Genomic DNA, 19,799 nt, shown 5'->3' with positions numbered 1-19,799 from the left:
ACCTGGGCAGCCATGAGTGAGTTGAGCGACCAGGCCGTGCACTTCGGCCCCTACCGCATCCATCCGCGCGAGCGCCTGGTGCTGGAGGCCGGTCGCCCGCTGCGCCTGGGACGGCGGGCGGTGGACATTCTGCTGATCCTGCTGGAGCACGCCGGCAATGTGGTGAGCAAGCAGGAGCTGATCGCGCGGGTCTGGCCCAGAAGCGTGGTGGAAGACGGCAACCTGCGGGTGCACATGGCCGCGTTGCGCAAGGCCCTGGGCGACGGCCAGGCCGGGCAGCGCTATATCGTCACCGTCGCCCAGCGCGGCTACAGTTTTGTCGCGCCACTGAGCATCGAACCGATGACGCTACCCACCGACGGCGCGCCCCAACGCCCAAGCCACAACCTGCCGCTGCGGCGCACGCGCATGATCGGCCGCCAGGCCCTGATCGATGCGCTGGTGCAGCAACTGCCGCAGCAACGTTTCATCACCCTGACCGGCGCCGGTGGCATCGGCAAGACCACCGTCGCGCTGCGCGTCGCGGAATTGCTGATCGGGCATTACCGCGATGGAATTCATCTGCTGGACCTGGCGCCGCTCAGTGCCGCGTCGATGATCCTGCCCAACCTCGCCGCCTTGCTGGGTGCCGCACCCGGGGAGAATGCGCCGCTGGCAAGCTTCGCCCGCAGCTTGCAGGCACGCCAGTTGCTGCTGGTGATCGACAACTGCGAGCACCTGCTCGACGACATCGCCCTGATCAGCGAAACCCTGTTGCGCCATGCGCCGCACCTGCACATCCTCGCCACCAGCCGTGAAGCGCTGCGCGCCGAAGGTGAGTCGGTGCAACGCCTGGAGCCGCTGAGTTGCCCGCCCGCCACCGGCAACCGCGCCCAGGCCCTGGGTTACCCGGCCATGCAATTGCTGATCGAGCGGGCCATGGCCCATCAGGACAGCTTTGCCCTGAGCGATGCCGACCTGCCGCTGGCCATTGATATCTGCCAGCGCCTGGACGGCATTCCCCTGGCAATCGAGCTGGTGGCGGCGCAGATCGAGCGCTTTGGCTTGCCGGGGCTGCTGGTGCAGATGGAGGACAACTTCCGCCTGCTGACCCGCGGACGGCGCAACGCCCTGCCCCGCCAGCAAACCTTGCGGGCCACGCTCGACTGGAGCTTTGACCTGCTCACCGAAGGCGAAAAAATCTGCCTGCGCAGGCTGGCGGTGTTTCGTCGGGGCTTCAGCCTGGTCAGCGCGGCGGCGGTGATCGCCGGGGAACACGTGGCCCTGGCCGAAGTGCTCGGCTCCATCACGCAACTGGTGGCCAAGTCGCTGCTGAACGTGGACGCCGGCGAGGACGAGATGGTCTATCGCCTGCTGGATATCACCCGCACGTACGCCCTGGAAAAGCTCAGCCTCGCCGGCGAACTGCAAGCCACGCGCGAACGCCACGCGGCACGCTGCCTGGCGCTGATGGAACAGGCCCGCGGCGATTGGGAACTGATCGCCACCCAGCCCTGGATCGAGCGCTACGCACCACTGCGCGAAGACGTGCGCGCCGCCCTCGACTGGGGCTTTGCCGACGACGCGGGGCACTTGCTGGCGATCCGCCTGACGGTCAGTGCGATGCCCCTGTGGCAGGAACTGTCGTTGCTGCGCGAGCATGCCGGTTATGTGGACAAGGCGCTGGCGCTGATCGATCAGGTCGAAGCGCCCTGTACGCAATTGACCCTGCAACTGCAATTGGCCCTGGGCAGCCTTTCCTACCACGCCCTGGGCGCCGCGCCGCAGACCATTGCGGCGTTTGTCGGTGCCGCGCGCCTGGCCGAAGAACGCCAGGACCTGGCCGGCCAGTTGCGCGCGGTCTCCGGGCATATGGCGGTGAACCTGTGTGCCGGGCGCTATGACCAGGCGCTGCAACAGAGCCTGCATTTTGATCGCCTCGACCCGCGCACCGAGCCGCTGCTGGACCTGAGCACCCAACGCCTGCGCGCCCTCGCCCGGCATTACACCGGCGATCAGGCACTGGCCCGGCATCATGCCGAGCAGGTGCTGCAACGGATGAGCCACAGCGGCCACGTGAATCGCTTTGCCCATGGCGTTGGCGTGCAGTACGACCAGAGCGTCGCGTCCCTGACCGTCCTGGCGCGCATCCTTTGGCTGCAAGGCTTCCCCGAACGCGCCTGGCGCACCGCGAGCCAGGCACTGGAGCTGGCGCTGCAGATCAACCACGGCACCTCGATCTGCTACACCCTGGCCTTGGCTGGTGTAGTCATCGCCCGCTACAACGGGGCCGACGACGAGGCACAGGCCTTGCAACGCCTGTTGCTTGAGCAGGCGCACAAGCATTCGGTGCAACTGTTCCAGACCTGGGCCGGGCACTATGCCGGTATCCTGGGCGACCAGGATCTGCAGGGCCTGGGACTGATCGAGGACACCCTGGTCACCTTCGGCATGCGGCAGGTCGATAAGCCGGGCATGCACCGCGCGCGCAGTGGCACGGCGGGCTGGTGCGCCCCGGAAATCCTGCGGGTGTACGCCGGGCACGCGGCGCTCCAGGGGGATATCCACGGTGCTGAAACGCTGCTGCTCGAAGCCCTTGGCCTGGCACGCCGGCAAGGTGCCCTGGCCTGGGAGTTGCGCTGTGCGGGCTGCCTGGCGCAACGCTGGCAGCAACAAGGGCGCAGGCAAGCCGCCAGGGATTTGCTGGAGCCGATCTACGCTCGATTTACCGAAGGCTTCGCCACCCGCGACCTACTGCGCGCACGCCGCCTGCTCGACGAGTTGCAGGACAAACGGCCGGCCTGAAAACTCACCCAGGCACTGCCCATAACCTTGCTGCAAGCGCTCGACCTGAATGGGATCGCGCAACTGCGCCAGGGCGTAGCTGCGCACGCCATTGAGCAGGCGATAGCGCGTCGGGCCCGGGCCAGGCTCGGCGGTCAGCAGCGACAGATTGACCAGACGCGCCAGCAGGTAGGACAAATCGGCGTGCTCAAGCTCGGTTCCGCTGACCATTTCACGCAAGGTGGGCAGGGTCACCGCCATCTTGAACAGGCCCAACTGCAGGAACAGCCAGCACTCCGGCAGGCTCAGGCGCTCGTAGCTCCAGTCCAGCGCGGCGGTCATTGAGCGATGGCGTTCCACCGCCGTGCGACGACCGTGGCTCAGCCCGTGCAGGCCGCTGCGCAATTGCCGCTGCACACCGCCGATACCCAGGGCGTCAACCTGGGCGGCCGCCAGTTCGAGGGCCAACGGGATACCGTCCAGGCGCCGGCAAATATCGCGCAGCGGCATCAACTCCTGGGGCCGCAACACAAAACCCTGCTGACTGGCGCGCGCCCGTGCGACGAACAACTGCACGGCGGGACAGGTCATGGCCTGCTCGACACTGCCCAGCGCCGACGGCGACGGCACGCCCAACGGCGGCACGCGCACCACCCATTCGCCCGGCGCCAGCAAGGCCTCGCGACTGCTGACCAGCACGCTGACCTCCGGCGCCCTTTCGTGCAGCGCGCGCAGCAGCTTGCGACAGGCTCCGAGCAGCAGGTCGGCCCCATCGAATACCAGCAACAACCGGCGCGCGGCCAACCGCCGGCACAGCTCATCGAGGCTGTCGACGGCGTCCAACTGCAAGAGCGTGGCCAGGTGCCCGAGCAGTTCGCCCAGCGTGCGCAGGTCGCCCAGGTCGACCCACCACACCCCGTCGCGATAGCGTGGCAACACGCGCTCGGCGAGCGCCAGGGCCAGGGTACTTTTGCCGATACCGGCCACTCCGGTCAGGGTCAACAGCCGCTGCCCGGCCATGCGCCGTACCAGCATGCCTACCAGCTCATCGCGACCGACCACAGGGCTCAGCCGCGCCGCCAGGTTGTGCGCTGCCGGCAACGTCGGCAGCGCGCCTTGCACGGGCGCGGCGAAGCAGTAGCCGCGCTGCGGGTGATTGAGGATCAAAGGCTGCACATCCACGGCGCGACGCAACGCGGCAATGTGCACGCGCAGGTTATTGTCTTCAACCACACTGTTGGGCCAGACCCGCTCGATCAAGGTCGCCTTGCTGATGAAGTGCCCCGGCGCTTCCAGCAACACCGCGAGGATATCCAGGGCGCGCCCGCCCAGCGGCACTGGCCAGCCGGCCTTGCTGACCAGACGCTGGTGCCGATGAAACGTATAGGCGCCGAAGCTCACCGCCGCAGAATGATTCATGTCCGTAACAGCGCTGAAACACCCGTGCTTGAGTGCCTGCGCATCCTTTTTCCGTGGGCTCGACGTTATCTTGCCAGCTGGCGTTCACAGGACAATGCTGGCACGGGGAGCGATACGGACAATCGGGGGCCTCAGACGGACAGGGTGTCGTTAACTGAACTGTTGTCGGTATTGGGTAGGGTTCAGGCCGAGCTTTTCACTGAACAGAAAGCGCATATGCCGCACGCTGCCGAAGCCTGAATGAAACGCCACGGTCTTGAGCGGCAGGTCGGTGGTTTCCAGTAACTGGCGGGCACGGTCGATGCGCGCGCCTTGCAGGAACGCCATGGGCGTCATCTGCACTTCCCTGGCGAACAGGCGCGCAAAGTGCCGCGCACTCATGCCGGCAAGTTCGGCCATCGACTCGATGGTAAAGGGTTGGTCGAGTTGCGCCAGCACGTGGTGCTGCACCCGAGTGATCGCGGTTTCCTGGGGCGCCACGGCGGCGGTCATCGGGCTGAACTGGGCCTGGCCACCCTGGCGTTTCATCACCACCAGCAACACCTTGGCCACGTCCACCGCCACTTGCTTGCCATGGTCCTGGGCGACAATCGACAGGGCCAGGTCGATACCGGCCGTGACGCCACCCGAGGTGATCAAGCGTCGGTCCTGCAGGTAGATGCGATCGGTCTCGACGATGGCGTTGGGGAATGCCTTGATCAAGCGTTCGGTGTAATGCCAGTGGGTGGTCACACGGTGCCCGTCGAGCAAGCCGGCGTGTCCGAGCACAAAGGCGCCGGTGCAGATCGAACCGAAACGCCGCGCCCGTGGCGCCATCGCCTTGAGCCAGGGCAGCAGCGCGGGATGGCATTCGTTATAGGCCCCCGGACCGCCAGGCACCAGCAGCACGTCATAGGCGTCCTGGGCCTGCTCCAGCAGCAGGTCGGTGTGCACCGTGACGCCATTGGAGGCGCGCAACGGCCCGGGCTCGGTGCCGATGGTGACGATCCGATAGTGGTCGGCCACCGGCAGGTAGCGGTTGGCAATCGAAAACACTTCAAGCGGCCCGGCCATGTCGAGCAGCAGGAAGTCCGGAAACAGCGCCATGGCCACGGTTTTCATAAGCGGGAAACGTCCATCGAGAAGAAAGGCGACGGGCATTATGGCATGCCTTGTACTGTCAACTCATAAGCGACAGTTATTCGGATTTCATCTTCTTAATGAATTAACCGTTAACCATTAACCTTCTTCTCAACGCAAGCGCCCTGCATCTCGCAGCCCGCGCTCACTTGAGGACTGGACCATGCTGACCCTTCGCAAAGCTTCCGAACGCGGCGCCGCCAATCACGGTTGGTTGAAGTCGTTCCACACCTTCTCGTTCGCCAACTACTGGAACCCGAATGAACAAGGGTTTTCCGACCTGCTGGTGATCAACGATGACCGCGTCGCCGCCGGCAAAGGCTTCGGCCAGCACCCGCACCGTGACATGGAGATTTTCTCCTATGTGCTCGAAGGCGCCCTGGAACACAAGGACACCCTGGGCACCGGTTCGGTGATCCGCCCCGGCGATGTGCAATTGATGAGCGCCGGCAGCGGCGTGGCCCACAGCGAGTTCAACCACAGTCACCGCCTGGGTGTGCACTTCCTGCAAATCTGGATCGTGCCCAACGAAGCCGGGGCCAAGCCGCGCTATCAGCAGGAGCACTTCAGCGAAGCGCAAAAACGCGGGCGCCTGCAACTGATCATCTCGCCGGATGGCGCCGACGGTTCGTTGAATGTTCGCCAGGATGCGCGGGTGCATGCCGGGCTGTTCGATGGTGATGAAAGCGCGCAACTGGACTTGCCGCCGGATCGCTACGCCTACATCCACGTAGCGCGCGGCAGCGTCGAGCTCAATGGCCAGCGCTTGCAGGAAGGCGACGGCGTGCGCGTACGCAACGAACGCCAGATTCGCCTGAGCCATGGCGAGGACGCCGAGGTGCTGGTGTTTGACCTGCGCCCCAATGAAGTGCCGCAGATGCCATGACGGTCGCAGTGATGGCCCCTGAGCGGGTCCATCGCTGGCGTCGATAGTCACCATCAGCGCAATGAAGTTCTCTTAAAAACTGCGACGCGTAACATCAAACCCATGCCAAACGGCACCTCACTAAAACACTTGGAGCACACCATCATGAAACGCCAACTCTTGCTTAGCCTCGCTTTCTCGGTACTCGCTGCAAACGCTTTCGCCCACCCGGTAGTCGCTGAAGGCGGCGCGGATCGCATGATTGAAACCCGTGTTGCCGAAGGTGGCGCGGATCGTCTGCAGGAACGCGGCCTGGCCGAGGGCGGTGCGGATCGTCTGCAGGAACGTGGCCTGGCCGAAGGCGGTGCGGATCGTCTGCAGGAACGTGGCCTGGCCGAAGGCGGTGCTGAACGCCTGCTGAGCAACCACGTATAACCCTGCTGTTGAAGGGAACCCAAACCGGCCTGATCAGCCGGTTTTTTTTCGTTTTCGATCAACCCGCGCTTGTCAGCTTCTTCAGGTTGACCTGCGCATCGTCGCGCGCGATGTACAGGTGGCTTTTTCCTTCCTGTACCTTGAATAGAAGTTTCATACCGACCAGTTTTTCAAGGTCCTTGCGTGCCGTATTTTCGGAAATGTCATAGTCATGGGTGAGTTCCCTGGGCGTATAGATGCGCCCAGGGTGTTGCAGCACTTTTTTCAGGAAATGGCCCTGTCGGTAATTCAACCCTTCTTTTAAATCAAGCGTATCGAGCCAGCTCATCAGCTCTACGGCTTCTTGCCTTTTACCTTCGAAATACAGCATGAATTCATTCATCGCGCGTTCGATGACCCGCAATTGATAAATGACGAAATAGGTCAAATCGAACCCATCGGTTTGCGTATGGATATACGAGCGCCCGTATTGCATCGGGGCTTCTTTGAGCAAGGCGCTGATGGAAATGTACTCAAAAGGCCAATAACCAGTTTTGAGCATGAACCAATAGAACAACGCGCGTGCGGTCCGGCCGTTGCCGTCCCTGAAGGGGTGCTCATAACCCAGCATGAAATGAAGAATGATGGCTTTGACCAGCGGATGGATAAAGTGCCTGCCGCCTTGACCGTCATGGCGGTCATTGGCAAAGCTGCAAAGTGCCTCAAGCCTGTCCGGTAGCAATGCGGCCTGAGGGGGTTGATGAACAATTTCATTCCCCGCGCCGCCGACAAAAATATCGTCGGTTTCCCTGATATGACCAGGGCGAGTATCGTCCTCGTCAATCCCTGCTGTCGCGATGCCATGGAACTCACAGATCAATGCGACAGACAGGTCTTCGCCCTGGTTGTACTTGGCATGTTTCATCAGTTGATAGTTATTGAGGATCATCCGCTCATCGTCATTCTGCGGCGGGCGCTCCTTGGCCAGCATGTCCTTGGCGATTTTGCGCGTGGTCGCGGCACCTTCCAGCTGGGCACTGGAAATTGCCTCTTCCATCATCAATGAGTCGACCAGGTACTGAGCGTTATCACGGTATTGAGGAGACGACGCTGCCGCCCCGCCTAAACGGGATATCACCGACTCGACAGCGTGAATCACCGCATCGCTGAAATCCGTGGAGCACAAGAAAAAAGCACTGCCGCATTCGCTCTTGAGCTCAAGCGTCTTGCTCCCACAGGCCCGGGACATCTTGATGGCGGCCCAGGCCGCCTCTTTATTGACCCCCGGCGTCGGGTAACGGCGGAATTCGTCCCAGTGCAAATATCGGCCTTTGTCATCGACCGCCTTGAAAATGCGTGCAAGCTCGAAAACCTGCAAACCATGACGATCTAACAAAGCCGCGAAATCAGTGGGTTTATGGAGTTTCGCCACAACTGAAACTCAATTTTTAAAAATTGAGTTGATCGTTGCGCGCCAGTGCCGCGATGTCAAGGAACACGCAGCCAAAACACCGCACTCAGGCCTCGCGCTTGACCTTCAAATGCCGCGCATACCAGGGCCGCTTCGGCACGCGCTTGAACAGGCCTTTGAGCAGTTCCTCATCGGCGCCGAAGGTGATGCGCAGGGCCAGTTTCATGATTTCCGGGTCCATTTCCAACGAGCGGCCCTGCTGCAACCCCGGCGTGGTGCTGCAGCCGTGGGTATCCGGGCCGAGCCAGGGGTCGCCGACTTCAACCCAGCGCCCCGGTGCGAACCAGGCTACGCCGTTGACTTCGAGCCGGGTGACTTCGCCCGGATGGAACCGCTCGTGGGCACGGAACCAGTCTTCGATGCGGTCATCGATCCAGCCGTGGAAGTGCCAGAACACCGGGTTCACGTGGGATGAAAACGGATCGCCGAGGAAGTCGTTTTCCGGTGCGTACCAGCGTGCGGCGAAGTCCGCAGGGTCGCGGGCAAAAGGCACCGGGGCGCCGTTGGACGGGTCGCGCGGCACAGAAGCCCAGCGCATGTGCAGCCAGTCGTGCAGGCCCAGCTCCATCTCCGAGCCCAATTGGCCCAGGGTCAGCCTGGCCAGGTAGCGTGGGTCGCGGTATTGGGATTCCCACACCTGGAAATTGCTGTGGTAGGTCTCGGCAGCCTTGATGTCGCTGACCCACTGGGTGTAATCGGCGTCATCCGGCGCCGACCAGCACGGCGGCAACGCAAAGCCGTCGTGGTTATCGAAGTAGCGCACGAAGCCCGGGCGATCGCGCTCCAGCGCCGGCTGGGGCTCGGGGAAATGCGGCCACGACGGCAGCTCCTGCATGGAGCGGGCAGTGCCAAGCATATGGCGGTGCATGAAGAAAAAGTCGATGCCCGAGCCGTTACGGTCCTTGAGCTTGCCCCGTGCATCGCGCTCCCGGCCACGCGGCCCGGGTTGCCAGCCGATGCCGCGCAGGGCCTCGCGTTTTTCTTCGGAGAGCTTGTGCCATTGGTCACGGGTGGCGTGCCACAGCTGGTGAAACAGGCGATGTTCGGGGGCAATCAGCCAGGCCAGCAGGGTCGGGTTGAGGCCTATGCGCTGGCGGGCTTCGGGGAACAGCTGTTTGTGGGCGATGAATCGGTTGTCGCGCTCGGTCAATGCCAGGGGCCGCTCGAGGTCGAGGATCTGCCCGCTGAGGGTGCCGCTGCCGGCATTGCCGAAGTCGGCCCAGACTTCATCGAGGGTCATCTTGAATTCGTAGGCCGGGATGCCCGCCGCCGAATCGCGGTCGATCAGCCGCCAATAGAGCAAGGCGCCCTCGCCCGTCAGCAGATCGCCCAATACGCGGTAGCGCGGCTCGCCGTCGGCCCGCAGGTTCTCGGCGGTGTCCAGGTAACCGCGCAAGCCACGGCCACGGGGCGCGATGTCCAGCAGCAGTTCCAGGCCCCGGGACGGCAAGCCCCTGAGGCCGGCATCGCGACCTTCCAGGCGCAGGCTCCACACGCCGCGCAACGTATTCGCCAGATGCTGGCCCTGGGTGTCGGCCAGGTCGACCGTGGCTTCGCCGGGGGTGACCGGGAATTCTTCTTCCCGCGTCAGCTCGCGATGGGCATAAAAGGCCGCGGGCACCGCCGCGCCGGTCAGCGCCAGGCCTGCGATGAACCCACGTCGAGAGATCGTCATTGTCTACCTTAGGAAACGGCTTAATCAGAGCTAGAACGTTTGCAGCCTGGGGAAATTTACCGCCCGGGCAGCGCCCGCTAAATTTCCCCGGTCATCGCTCGTTCTTCCCTGATAGCAAAGGCCTCAACTGACTGAGATGGCAATGACAAAACCACGTTCGAAAAAGGCGCTGTATATCGGCGTGCCGCTGGCACTGGCAGTCGCTGCCGGGGCCGGCTTTCTGGTCTGGGATCATTGGTTCAAGGGCAACGCCGGCTACCCGCTGGAGGTGATCAAGCAGGCCAATGAAATGCAGGATCGCCTGTTGTCGTTCGACAGCCACATCACCGTGCCCATGGATTTCGGCACAGCCGGCAATGAAGCCGACAAGGATGGCAGCGGCCAGTTCGACCTGGCCAAAGCGGCGCGCGGACGATTATCCGGCGCGGCCCTGACCATTTTCGGCTGGCCGGAAATCTGGAACGGCCCCAACGCCCCGCACAAACCCACCGACGGTTTTGTCGAGGAAGCCCGCCATGAGCAGGAGGTGCGCTACACAATCATCTCCGGCATGGTCCGCGACTTCCCCCACCAGGTGGGCATCGCCTACACCCCGGACGACATGCGCCGCCTGCACGGCGAAGGCAAGTTCGCGATCTTTATCAGCATGCTCAACGCCTACCCGCTGGGTAACGACCTGAACCAGCTGGACCTGTGGGCGGCGCGCGGCATGCGCATGTTCGGCTTCAGCTACATCGGCAATAACGCCTGGTCGGATTCGTCGCGCCCGCTGCCGTTTTTCAATGACACCACCGACGCCCTCGAGGGCCTGTCGCCCATCGGCCAGCAAGCGGTGCAGCGCCTCAATGACCTGGGAGTGATCATCGACGTGTCGCAGATGTCGACCAAGGCCCTGGAACAGGTCGCGCAGTTGAGCCGTACACCGATGGTAGCGTCCCACTCGGCCCCCCGGGCGTCGGTGGACATTCCGCGCAACCTCAGCGACAAGGAACTGCAACTGATCAAGCGCAGCGGCGGCGTGGTGCAGGTGGTGGGCTTTCCTGCCTACCTGCGCCCCCTGAGCCAGCCGACCCAGGACAAGCTCAACGCCTTGCGCGCCCGCTTCGACTTGCCGCCGCTGCCGAACCTGGCGATGGCCTTGATGCCGGGCGATGCGATCATCGCCGCGTGGCCCGAACAGCGCTTCGGCCAGTACGCCAGCGAGCTGTACGCGATTCTCGAGGGAGAACCCAAGGCGACCCTCAAGGACTGGGGCGATGCCATCGACTACACCGTGCGCAAGATCGGCATCGACCACGTCGGCATCGCGTCGGACTTCAACGACGGCGGTGGCCTGCAGGGCTGGGAGAACGTTGGCGAAGTGCGCAACGTCACCGCCGAACTGATCCAGCGCGGTTATTCCGAAGCCGATATTGCCAAGCTGTGGGGAGGCAACTTCCTGCGGGTGTGGGAGCAGGTCCAGAAAGCCGCCAAACCCCTGGCTCATCAAGCAGTCAGCCCATGACCGACCGTCGCACATTCCTCAAGCAGGCCGGCGTATTGGCCGCCAGCCTGCCGCTGGGCAACACGCTGATGCCCCAGGCGCTGGCCGCCGCCACGAACGACCCATGGACAGGCTTGAAACAGCTGTTCAACCAGGACCCGGATTACCTGCATTTTTCCAACTTCCTGGTCGCGTCGCATCCCAGGCCGGTGCGCGAGGCCATCGAGCGCTACCGTGCGCAGATCGACCGCAACCCCGGCCTGGCGATGGACTGGGACCTGCAGGAAACCTGGAAACGCGAAGGCCAGGTGCGTGAATGGGCGGGCCGCTACCTGAACGCCACACCGCCACAGATCGCCCTGACCGGCAGCACCTCCGAAGGGCTGGCGATGATTTACGGTGGGATCAAGGTGCGCGCCGACCAGGAAATCCTCACCACCGAGCATGAGCATTACGCGACGCAGAACGTGCTGGATTTTCGCGTGCGCAGGGAAGGCACCCAGGTGCGCCGCATCCGGCTGTTCGACAGCGCCAGCGGCGTGTCCGCCGATGAAGTGCTGGGCAATATCCAGCGCAATATTCGCCCCAACACCCGCGTACTGGGCATGACCTGGGTGCAATCGGGCAGCGGGGTCAAATTGCCGATTGGCGATATCGGCCAACTGGTGAATGAATACAACCGCAACCGCGACGACCACGACCGCCTGCTCTACGTGGTCGACGGCGTGCACGGTTTCGGCGTGGAAAACCTCGACTTCCCGGCCATGCACTGCGACTTCTTCATCGCCGGCACCCACAAGTGGATGTTCGGCCCACGCGGCACCGGCCTGGTGTGCGCTCGCAGCCCCGACAACACCTACGTCACACCGATGGTGCCGACCTTCTCCGAAGACAAGGATTTCGCCACCACCATGACGCCCGGCGGCTACCACGCGTTCGAACATCGCTGGGCCGCCGACGAAGCCTTCAAGTTGCACCTGCAACTGGGCAAGGCAGCGGTGCAGGCGCGTATCCACGCACTCAACGCCGAGCTTAAAGCGCAACTGCTCGCGCATCCGCAGATAGAACTGGTCACGCCGCGCAGTCCAGCGCTGTCGGCAGGTTTTACCTTCTTTCGGGTCAAGGGCCAGGACTGCGATGCGGTGGCCAGCTACATGATGAAAAACCGAGTGGTGATCGACGCCGTGGACCGCGACGTCGGCCCGGTGATCCGCACCTCCCCCGGCCTGCTCAACAGCTCGGATGAGATCCAGCGCTTCATGGCGTTGCTGAGCCAGCGGCTGTGACCCTTTTTTATTTGAACGAGACGCTCACATGACGCCATTTCGACTCAAACCCCTGCCAGCCCTGGCGCTGACCGCACTGTGCGGCGCCCTGCTCCCGGGCCTGGCCCAGGCGGCGGCACCGCAACCGGGCAAAGTCTTCAAGGACTGCAAGGACTGCCCGGAAATGGTGGTCTTGCCTGCGGGCACCTTCACCATGGGCACCCCGGAAGACGAAGTCGGCCGCGAGCCGGACGAAGGCCCGATGCATGAGGTGACCTTCGCCAAGCCCTTCGCCATGAGCCGCTTCCACATCACCGCCGGTGAATGGGACAGCTATGTCCGCCAGACCGGGGTGAAGATCGCCAATGGTGATGATCGTCCCGGCCGCGAATGCATCGCCAGCAAGCCCCGCTACCCCCAGGGCCCGCGTCAGCCGGCGGTGTGCATGGACATGGACGACATTAAAAACTACGTGGCCTGGCTGTCGAAAAAAACCGGCCAGCAGTACCACATGGTCAGCGAAGCCCAACGCGAATACGCGGCCCGCGCCGGCACCCGCGGGCCGTTCCCCTTCCCGTTCGACGAAGGCAAGGGCTACAGCATTGCCAGGCACGCCAACACCTACGGCCCGGCGGACGGCTACAGCTATTCGTCACCGGTGGGCAGCTACCCGCCGAATGCGTTTGGCATGTACGACATGCACGGCAATGTGTATGAACGGGTTGCCGATTGCGAACACCCGAACTACATCGGTGCACCGACTGACGGCAGTGCCTGGATGGAACCGAACTGCGAGTCCTACCAGATTCGCGGCAATGACTGGGGCGAGGCGCCAGTGTTCTCCCGCTCCGGCAACCGCAACAACATCTACCCGCAGACGCGCGGTGACTGGATTGGTTTCCGCGTAGTGCGCGACCTCTAAGCCATACATCAATCACTGTGGGAGGGGGCTTGTCCTAATACTGTAGGAGCGAGCTTGCTCGCGAAAAACTCACAGGCACCGCGTTCATTCAGGAAGCACGCGTTATCGTTGACGTTTTTCGCGAGCAAGCTCGCTCCTACAGACGGCGTGTACGCTTGACTGACTGGCATTAGAGCTTGCCCCCATCAAAGTCTTCAACACACAGAAGACCAACTGTGGGAGGGGGCTTGAATGCTTCTGCAACTGACACACCGCCATCGACGGCATGGGTCGCTACCCGGTTGGTGTACTCAACCCGCCTGCACCGCCGGCGTCGCCAATCGATTGCAGCCATACAGCACCATGCCCAGCACAATCAGCGCCCCGCCCCGCAACCAGGTATCCAGGCTTTGCTGGCTCAGCAGGATCAGGCACGAAACGATCGCCAGCACCGGCACCCAGCTCGGCACACGAAAATGCTGCTCCTCGATGGTGTCACGCCGCAATACCAGCACCGCCAGGTTGGTACTGAGAAAAACGAACAGCAGCAATAACACCACCGTCTCGGCCAATGCCGCGAGCGTGCCGGTCAGCGTCAAGGCTATGGCCACGGCCGTACTGGCAATGATCGCCACCCAAGGCGTACGGCGCTTGGGCAGCACGCGTGACAACGGTTCCGGCAACAGGCCCATGCGCGCCATGCCGTAGGTCAGGCGGCTGGCCATGACCATCGTCAGCAGCGCGCCATTGGCGACCGCCACCAGGGCAATGAAGGCAAACAGTTGCGGTGGAATATTCAGGCCCGAGGCGCGCACCACTTCGAGCAGCGGTGCCGACGTGGCTGTCAGCTTGTCCATCGGCAGCACCACGGAGGCGGCAACACCAACCGCCATATACACGATACCCGCCACGATCAACGCGGCGAACAGCGCACGCGGGTAAATCCTGCGCACACCACGGATTTCTTCCGCCAGGTTGGCCGACGTTTCGAAACCGACGAACGAATAGAACGCCAATAGCGCAGCACCGAGCACGGCAAGCATCGGGTTGATGCCGGGCTTGAATTCGAATGCGCGCCCCAGGTTCGCTTCGCCGGACTGGAAACACCAGGCCGCAGCGACCACCACCAACAGCAGCCCGGACAGTTCCACGCACGTCATGACCATATTGGCGCCCAGCGATTCCTTGATCCCGCGCGCATTCAACAGCGCAATCGCCAGCAGAAAAACCAGAGCCGCCACATGGGGCGAGACATCGATGAACGCGGCCAGGTAGTCGCCGGCAAACGCCAGGGATAAACCGGCGGCGCTGGTGACGGCGGCTGCAAGCATGCAAAAGCCCACCAGGAACGAAATCAGCGGCGACTTGAAGGCCTTTTCGGCGAACACCGAAGCGGCACCCGCATGCGGGTACTTGGTCACCAATTCGGCGTACGAGCCGGCGGTGAGCATGGCGAAAAACAACGCCACCAGCAGCGGCACCCAGATCGCCCCGCCCACCTGGCCGGCAATGGTGCCGGCCAGCGCATACACGCCCGCGCCGAGCACGTCGCCGAGGATGAACAGGAACAACATCGGGCCGGTTACGGCGCGGCGCAAGGACGGCTTGGAAGGTTCGGCGTGGCTGAGGCTGGATTCGGTCATGGGCGGCTCTGGCGGCAGGTTGCAGTCAGCGATCATCCGGCGCAGGCCGGCTGAGGCGGGGCTATCTGCAATGGAGAAGGCCTGCGGGGCCAAAGTTCCTTATTTAGTAGCGGCTCCCTTAGCTACCTCCCGGCCGAACGCGAACGTCTGTAAAAATCCATAGCTGAAACGTGTCAGCCAAGGCATCACGCAAAAATATGCATAAATGCATTTTAGCCCTTGACCCGAGGGAACCAGTCTTTTAAAGTCCAATGACTGTATATAAATACAGTATCAACTTAGCTTCACGGACGAGGTTACCTATGAAAAGCAACACTGCAAAATTCGGCAAAACACCCCACCAACCCAGCCTGTGGACCCGCGCCGATGCGCTGAAAGTCCATGCGGACGACCCCACCACCACCCAGCCGCTGGTCAGTGCCGACTTCCCGGTGCTGAGCGACAAAGTGTTTATCTGGGACACCATGCCGCTGCGCGACATTGATGGAAATATCACTTCCGTCGATGGCTGGTCGGTGATCTTCACCCTGACCGCAGACCGTCACCCCAACGACCCGCAGTACCTCGATGAGAACGGTGACTACGACATCACCCGCGACTGGACCGATCGCCACGGTCGGGCAAAGATGTACTACTGGTACTCCCGCACCGGCAAGGACTGGAAACTCGGCGGCCGGGTCATGGCTGAAGGCGTTTCGCCAACGGTGCGCGAATGGGCCGGCACGCCGATCCTGCTGAACGAGCAAGGCGAGGTGGACCTGTACTACACCGCCGTCACACCCGGCGCGACCATCGTCAAGGTGCGTGGTCGCGTGGTGACCACCGAGCATGGCGTCAGCCTGGTGGGCTTCGAGAAGGTCAAGCCGCTGTTCGAGGCCGACGGCAAGATGTACCAGACCGAAGCGCAGAACGCCTTCTGGGGTTTCCGCGATCCATGGCCGTTCCGCGACCCGAAGGACGGCAAGCTGTACATGCTGTTCGAAGGCAACGTGGCCGGCGAGCGCGGCTCGCACAAAGTGGGCAAGGCAGAAATCGGCGATGTGCCGCCCGGTTATGAAGACGTCGGCAACTCGCGTTTCCAGACCGCCTGCGTCGGTATCGCCGTGGCCCGTGACGAAGACGGCGACGACTGGGAAATGCTGCCGCCGCTGCTCACCGCAGTCGGCGTCAACGACCAGACCGAACGTCCGCACTTCGTGTTCCAGGACGGCAAGTATTATCTGTTCACCATCAGCCACACCTTCACCTATGGCGACGGGGTAACCGGGCCGGACGGTGTGTACGGTTTTGTCGCCGACTCGCTGTTCGGCCCTTACGTGCCCTTGAACGGTTCCGGCCTGGTCCTGGGGAATCCGTCTTCCCAGCCCTTCCAGACCTACTCGCACTGCGTGATGCCCAACGGCCTGGTGACCTCCTTCATCGACAGCGTACCCACCGGCGAAGGCGGGACACAGGTGCGCATCGGCGGCACCGAGGCACCGACGGTGGGCATCAAGATCAAAGGGCAGCAGACATTCGTGGTCGCCGAGTATGACTACGGTTACATCCCGCCGATGGTTGACGTCACGCTCAAATAAGCAACGTCAACAAACGTCGTAGCATGGCTTGATCGTTCCCATGCTCTGCGTGGGAACGATCAAAATTCACAGAAAAAAAAGCCACTCGATCGAGTGGCTTTTTTATGCAAGTACGCACCGGCTATCTGGATAACTCATGCCGGCCGCGACGTGAACGCCAGGCGAACTGCCAGCAACACCAATACAAATGCCAGGCCCCGCGACTGCCACTTTGCGGACTCGCCGTGGTGGGACGCATAACCCCGGATGATTCCCCCCATCAGGCCCAGCACGATGTGAAAAATGATCGCGATCAAGGTTAATACCAACCCCAGCGTCACTATTTGCAGGGCAACCGCAGAACTGCCTCGCACAACGAACTGCGGCAAAAACACCATGAAAAACAGCAACGCTTTGGGGTTGAGCAAAGAGTTGAGCATTGCTCGGATGAACACCGACATCAGCGACGCCTGGAGAGTGGCATGCGTTGAACGTGGGGCACGCACCCGCAGGGCGTTCCAGGCCATCCAGAGCAGATAGAACGCACCGGCCCAGCGGATCAGGTCGAACGAGGGGGGCCACTGCGCTATGGCGGCCGTGAGGCCGGCTGCGGTGAGCGCGGTCAATACCAGGTCAGCCGCGCCGATTCCCAACGCAGCAGCCACGCCGCCACGCCAGCCGTAGCTGGCGCCGTGCGCAATCACGAAGGCCATGTTGGGGCCGGGAGACATCAGTAACAACAACACGGCCCCCGCAAACAGCAGGAGCGTCGATGGCTCTACCATGGGCGCTCCAGATCGCCGTAACAGGCGTTGTGAGGCGTGCTGCCATGGGGGTGAGCTGCTTTTTCGAGGTCGGTGCACCCGACCGTAACGTGACTGAACATGCCTCAATCGATTCGACGCCGCTGGAACGGTTGCATCCTGCGCGCCGGGTTCGCCTCCCTGCTGTATGTAAATGAGAGCCTAAGCCCGCCATTTGATACACGCAAAGAATTGTCCTGGATACATTCAACCGGACCATTGCCCACGCGCCAGGACCGAGGTGGCGACAGGCCTGCTCGGCTCAAGCGATAGCCCGGCATTGCGCGGCGCCTTGGGGCTGATCAGCCGCGGCCAACCGAGCTGCGCGCGGACAACGACCACGGCATCCAGGACTTTCTGCGTCCAGCGTATGTCCTGCGGATCGACCACGACAACGCGGAAGCCATGATCGGCGCCTTCAATCTGCACGCCCTCGGAATCATCGACGTGCAAGTCGATGTCGAATGCCGGCGGATACTTCGAAGGCGCATTGCACAGCCCGTGCCCGGTCAGGGCGCGGTTATGCAGCACACTGTTGACCACCCCATCGACGCGGATTCCATAGAGCAACAGCCAGCGGCGGATGTAGGACGGTGTGCGACCGGACGAGGTATAGACCCAGACACTGCAACCCTGGCGACGCAAGTCGCGGATCAGGGCACGCGTGCCGATGCGCAACGGCTCCCCCAGCCAACGATGCACACAGGCCGGCAGCCAGCTGGTTTCGACAGCGCAGTGGTGCAGCTGACAGGCCAGCGTGTCATCGATATCAAATGAAATACGCAGGCGTTGACGCTTGAATCGGCGCATCAGTGGCCTCTCTCTCGCAGGGGCAGCCGCGCGCCGCTCAGGAAAAACTTGCCTGGATCAGGCGCCTGGTGCTCCAGGAAGGCTGCATACTTTTTCTTGATCTTGGGCAATTCATACAACGCCTTGACACCATGTTTGGCAGAGTTGCGTATCACCGAGGATGGGTTGAAATAACCCTCGGCATTTTCCAGCGTCAGCACGAACGGCGGCAAACCTGCACGCATGAGCAAATAGCTGACGATGAGCGACCCACTGCGGTTGTTGCCTTCAATGAACAGCTGCGGCTTGCTGAGGATGCGCACATAGACGCCGGCCGCCCGTTTCCAGACCGATTCGCTGCGATACGCACAATACCAGTTGAACAAGTCCTTGATACCGCCCTCGACGTTGTTGAAGAAATGCTCCTCGGTCGCCGCCAGGTGCTGGGCGTACTCCACCCGCCGCGCCGGGTCTCGACCGCACAGCACCGTGGCGTTGATTTCCAGCATCAGGTTCAGCTGATGAAGATCAAACAGGTCCACGCCGCGTGCGACATAGTCGTCAATCAACGCATAGCCTTCAAGCACATTGAGCAGCACTTCGTCGGTCAAGGGGTCACGCGGCTCGGTGAAGTGTCGGCTAAGCTCGGCGAAGCGCTCCTGCACTTCCCGCAATGCGCGCTCAATGGCAGGTAAGTCAAGGCGATGCGTTACAGACATTGAAACTCCTTGGAAACACGAGGTAAAAAATCTACCGGTTCACGCCAAGTCCGTTTGGCGTTTGCATGTGGGCGACGGCCCAGGCCGGACGGTGTGGCTCAGCTGAACTTGCCGCTGATGTAGTCTTCGGTCATTTGCTCGCGCGGCTTGCCGAAAATCTGCGCGGTCGGGCCCATTTCGACCAGATACCCCGTGCGCGTGCCCTGGGAAATATCCACCGAGAAAAACGCCGTGGTGTCCGCCACCCGGATCGCCTGCTGCATGTTGTGGGTCACCAGCGCGATGGTGTAATCCTTCTTCAGCTCGACCATCAGTTCCTCGACGCGTCGGGTGGCGATCGGGTCGAGCGCCGAGCACGGTTCATCCAGCAGCAACACTTCCGGCTCGGTGGCGATAGCGCGCGCGATACACAGGCGTTGCTGCTGGCCGCCGGAGAGCGACAAGCCGCTGACCTTGAGCTTGTCCTTGACCTCGTCCCACAGGGCGGCGCCCTGCAGCGCGTGTTTGACGCGGTCGCCCAGATCGCCCTTGTAGCGATTGAGGCGCAGACCGAAGGCGACGTTGTCGAAAATGCTCATCGAGAACGGGTTGGGCTGCTGGAACACCATGCCGATGTAACGGCGCACGACCACGGGATCAACGCCCTTGCCGTACACGTCCTGGCCGAGAAAATGCACATGCCCTTCGAAACGAAAGCCCTTGACCAGGTCATTCATGCGATTGAGGCTGCGCAGCACGGTGCTTTTGCCACAGCCGGAAGGCCCGATGAAGCCGGTGATCTTGTTTTTTTCGATCGGCACGTGGCTGTCACGCACGGCCATGAAGTTGCCGTAGAAAATCTTGTCCAGCTTGCAGTCCATGACCACAGGCGACTCGGTCACAAACGGAGCGGCTATTTGCGCAGTGGATACGTT

The 19,799-nt window shown here is 62.4% G+C and carries 16 protein-coding genes; 7 read left to right on the top strand and 9 right to left on the bottom strand.

Features of this window, described 5'->3' with window-relative positions:
- The first annotated feature begins 12 nt into the window (after window positions 1-12).
- A complete protein-coding gene (locus BFQ00_RS27075) occupies window positions 13-2,784 on the top strand; it encodes an ATP-binding protein (RefSeq protein ID WP_065935272.1) in 2,772 nt (923 codons plus the stop codon).
- Here BFQ00_RS27075 and BFQ00_RS27070 read toward each other — a convergent pair.
- Together BFQ00_RS27070 and BFQ00_RS27065 are read right to left on the bottom strand one after the other, a co-directional pair.
- On the bottom strand, window positions 2,731-4,182 hold the full coding sequence (locus tag BFQ00_RS27070) for a winged helix-turn-helix domain-containing protein (RefSeq protein WP_065935271.1): 1,452 nt from the start codon (window positions 4,180-4,182) through the stop codon (window positions 2,731-2,733). The genes BFQ00_RS27075 and BFQ00_RS27070 overlap by 54 nt on opposite strands.
- A 150-nt stretch (window positions 4,183-4,332) precedes the next feature.
- Window positions 4,333-5,283 (bottom strand): GlxA family transcriptional regulator, encoded by a 951-nt coding sequence (locus BFQ00_RS27065; RefSeq protein WP_065935270.1) that lies wholly within the window; start codon window positions 5,281-5,283, stop codon window positions 4,333-4,335.
- Window positions 5,284-5,464: 181 nt separating this feature from the next.
- Between BFQ00_RS27065 and BFQ00_RS27060 the strand changes: the two genes are divergently transcribed.
- Window positions 5,465-6,187, top strand: coding sequence for a pirin family protein (locus BFQ00_RS27060; RefSeq protein WP_065935269.1), 723 nt, complete (start codon window positions 5,465-5,467; stop codon window positions 6,185-6,187).
- A 144-nt stretch (window positions 6,188-6,331) separates the two neighbouring features.
- A complete protein-coding gene (locus tag BFQ00_RS28800) occupies window positions 6,332-6,601 on the top strand; it encodes a hypothetical protein (RefSeq protein WP_083208163.1) in 270 nt (89 codons plus the stop codon).
- Between the two features lie 58 nt (window positions 6,602-6,659).
- On the opposite strand, the gene BFQ00_RS27050 is transcribed toward BFQ00_RS28800, so the two are convergent.
- Both BFQ00_RS27050 and BFQ00_RS27045 read right to left on the bottom strand, forming a co-directional pair.
- Window positions 6,660-8,012 carry a Fic family protein gene (locus BFQ00_RS27050; RefSeq protein ID WP_065935268.1) on the bottom strand — a complete coding sequence of 451 codons (1,353 nt, stop codon included), beginning with the start codon at window positions 8,010-8,012 and terminating at the stop codon, window positions 6,660-6,662.
- A gap of 85 nt (window positions 8,013-8,097) precedes the next feature.
- On the bottom strand, window positions 8,098-9,726 hold the full coding sequence (locus tag BFQ00_RS27045; RefSeq protein ID WP_065935267.1) for a pyoverdine maturation tyrosinase PvdP: 1,629 nt from the start codon (window positions 9,724-9,726) through the stop codon (window positions 8,098-8,100).
- Window positions 9,727-9,868: 142 nt separating this feature from the next.
- On the opposite strand from BFQ00_RS27045, the gene pvdM reads away from it, so the two are divergent.
- The 3 genes from pvdM to BFQ00_RS27030 are packed head-to-tail and all read left to right on the top strand — an operon-like array spanning window position 9,869 to window position 13,396.
- Window positions 9,869-11,230, top strand: coding sequence for a pyoverdine-tailoring dipeptidase-like protein PvdM (pvdM, locus tag BFQ00_RS27040; protein ID WP_065935266.1), 1,362 nt, complete (start codon window positions 9,869-9,871; stop codon window positions 11,228-11,230).
- The gene (locus tag BFQ00_RS27035; protein ID WP_065935265.1) at window positions 11,227-12,495 is read left to right on the top strand and encodes a pyoverdine-tailoring periplasmic protein PvdN; all 1,269 of its coding nucleotides are present in this window, start codon (window positions 11,227-11,229) and stop codon (window positions 12,493-12,495) included. Before pvdM ends, BFQ00_RS27035 begins: the two co-directional genes overlap by 4 nt.
- A 28-nt stretch (window positions 12,496-12,523) precedes the next feature.
- Window positions 12,524-13,396 (top strand): dihydropyoverdine dehydrogenase, encoded by an 873-nt coding sequence (locus BFQ00_RS27030; protein ID WP_065935264.1) that lies wholly within the window; start codon window positions 12,524-12,526, stop codon window positions 13,394-13,396.
- 290 nt (window positions 13,397-13,686) lie between these two features.
- Here BFQ00_RS27030 and BFQ00_RS27025 read toward each other — a convergent pair whose 3' ends face one another.
- Window positions 13,687-15,018, bottom strand: coding sequence for an APC family permease (locus tag BFQ00_RS27025; RefSeq protein ID WP_065935323.1), 1,332 nt, complete (start codon window positions 15,016-15,018; stop codon window positions 13,687-13,689).
- A 302-nt stretch (window positions 15,019-15,320) separates the two neighbouring features.
- On the opposite strand from BFQ00_RS27025, the gene BFQ00_RS27020 reads away from it, so the two are divergent.
- On the top strand, window positions 15,321-16,595 hold the full coding sequence (locus BFQ00_RS27020; protein WP_065935263.1) for a glycoside hydrolase family 68 protein: 1,275 nt from the start codon (window positions 15,321-15,323) through the stop codon (window positions 16,593-16,595).
- Window positions 16,596-16,729: 134 nt separating this feature from the next.
- Here BFQ00_RS27020 and BFQ00_RS27015 read toward each other — a convergent pair whose 3' ends face one another.
- The 4 genes from BFQ00_RS27015 to pstB all read right to left on the bottom strand — a co-directional run bounded on the left by BFQ00_RS27015 (window position 16,730) and on the right by pstB (window position 19,745).
- A complete protein-coding gene (locus BFQ00_RS27015) occupies window positions 16,730-17,359 on the bottom strand; it encodes a LysE family translocator (RefSeq protein ID WP_065935262.1) in 630 nt (209 codons plus the stop codon).
- Window positions 17,360-17,584: 225 nt separating this feature from the next.
- Window positions 17,585-18,187 (bottom strand): hypothetical protein, encoded by a 603-nt coding sequence (locus BFQ00_RS27010; RefSeq protein ID WP_065935261.1) that lies wholly within the window; start codon window positions 18,185-18,187, stop codon window positions 17,585-17,587.
- Complete coding sequence (locus BFQ00_RS27005) at window positions 18,187-18,885, bottom strand: hypothetical protein (RefSeq protein WP_065895572.1); 699 nt, start codon at window positions 18,883-18,885, stop codon at window positions 18,187-18,189. Before BFQ00_RS27005 ends, BFQ00_RS27010 begins: the two co-directional genes overlap by 1 nt.
- Before the next feature lie 98 nt (window positions 18,886-18,983).
- A complete protein-coding gene (gene pstB, locus BFQ00_RS27000; protein ID WP_065888298.1) occupies window positions 18,984-19,745 on the bottom strand; it encodes a phosphate ABC transporter ATP-binding protein PstB in 762 nt (253 codons plus the stop codon).
- Window positions 19,746-19,799: the final 54 nt, after the last annotated feature.

The sequence above is a fragment of the Pseudomonas sp. 28 E 9 genome (genome assembly GCF_900004785.1).
GTDB classification, from domain to species: domain Bacteria; phylum Pseudomonadota; class Gammaproteobacteria; order Pseudomonadales; family Pseudomonadaceae; genus Aquipseudomonas; species Aquipseudomonas orientalis_A.
Note: the sequence above shows the minus strand (reverse complement) of the source record. Positions and strands in the feature narration are given on the sequence as shown.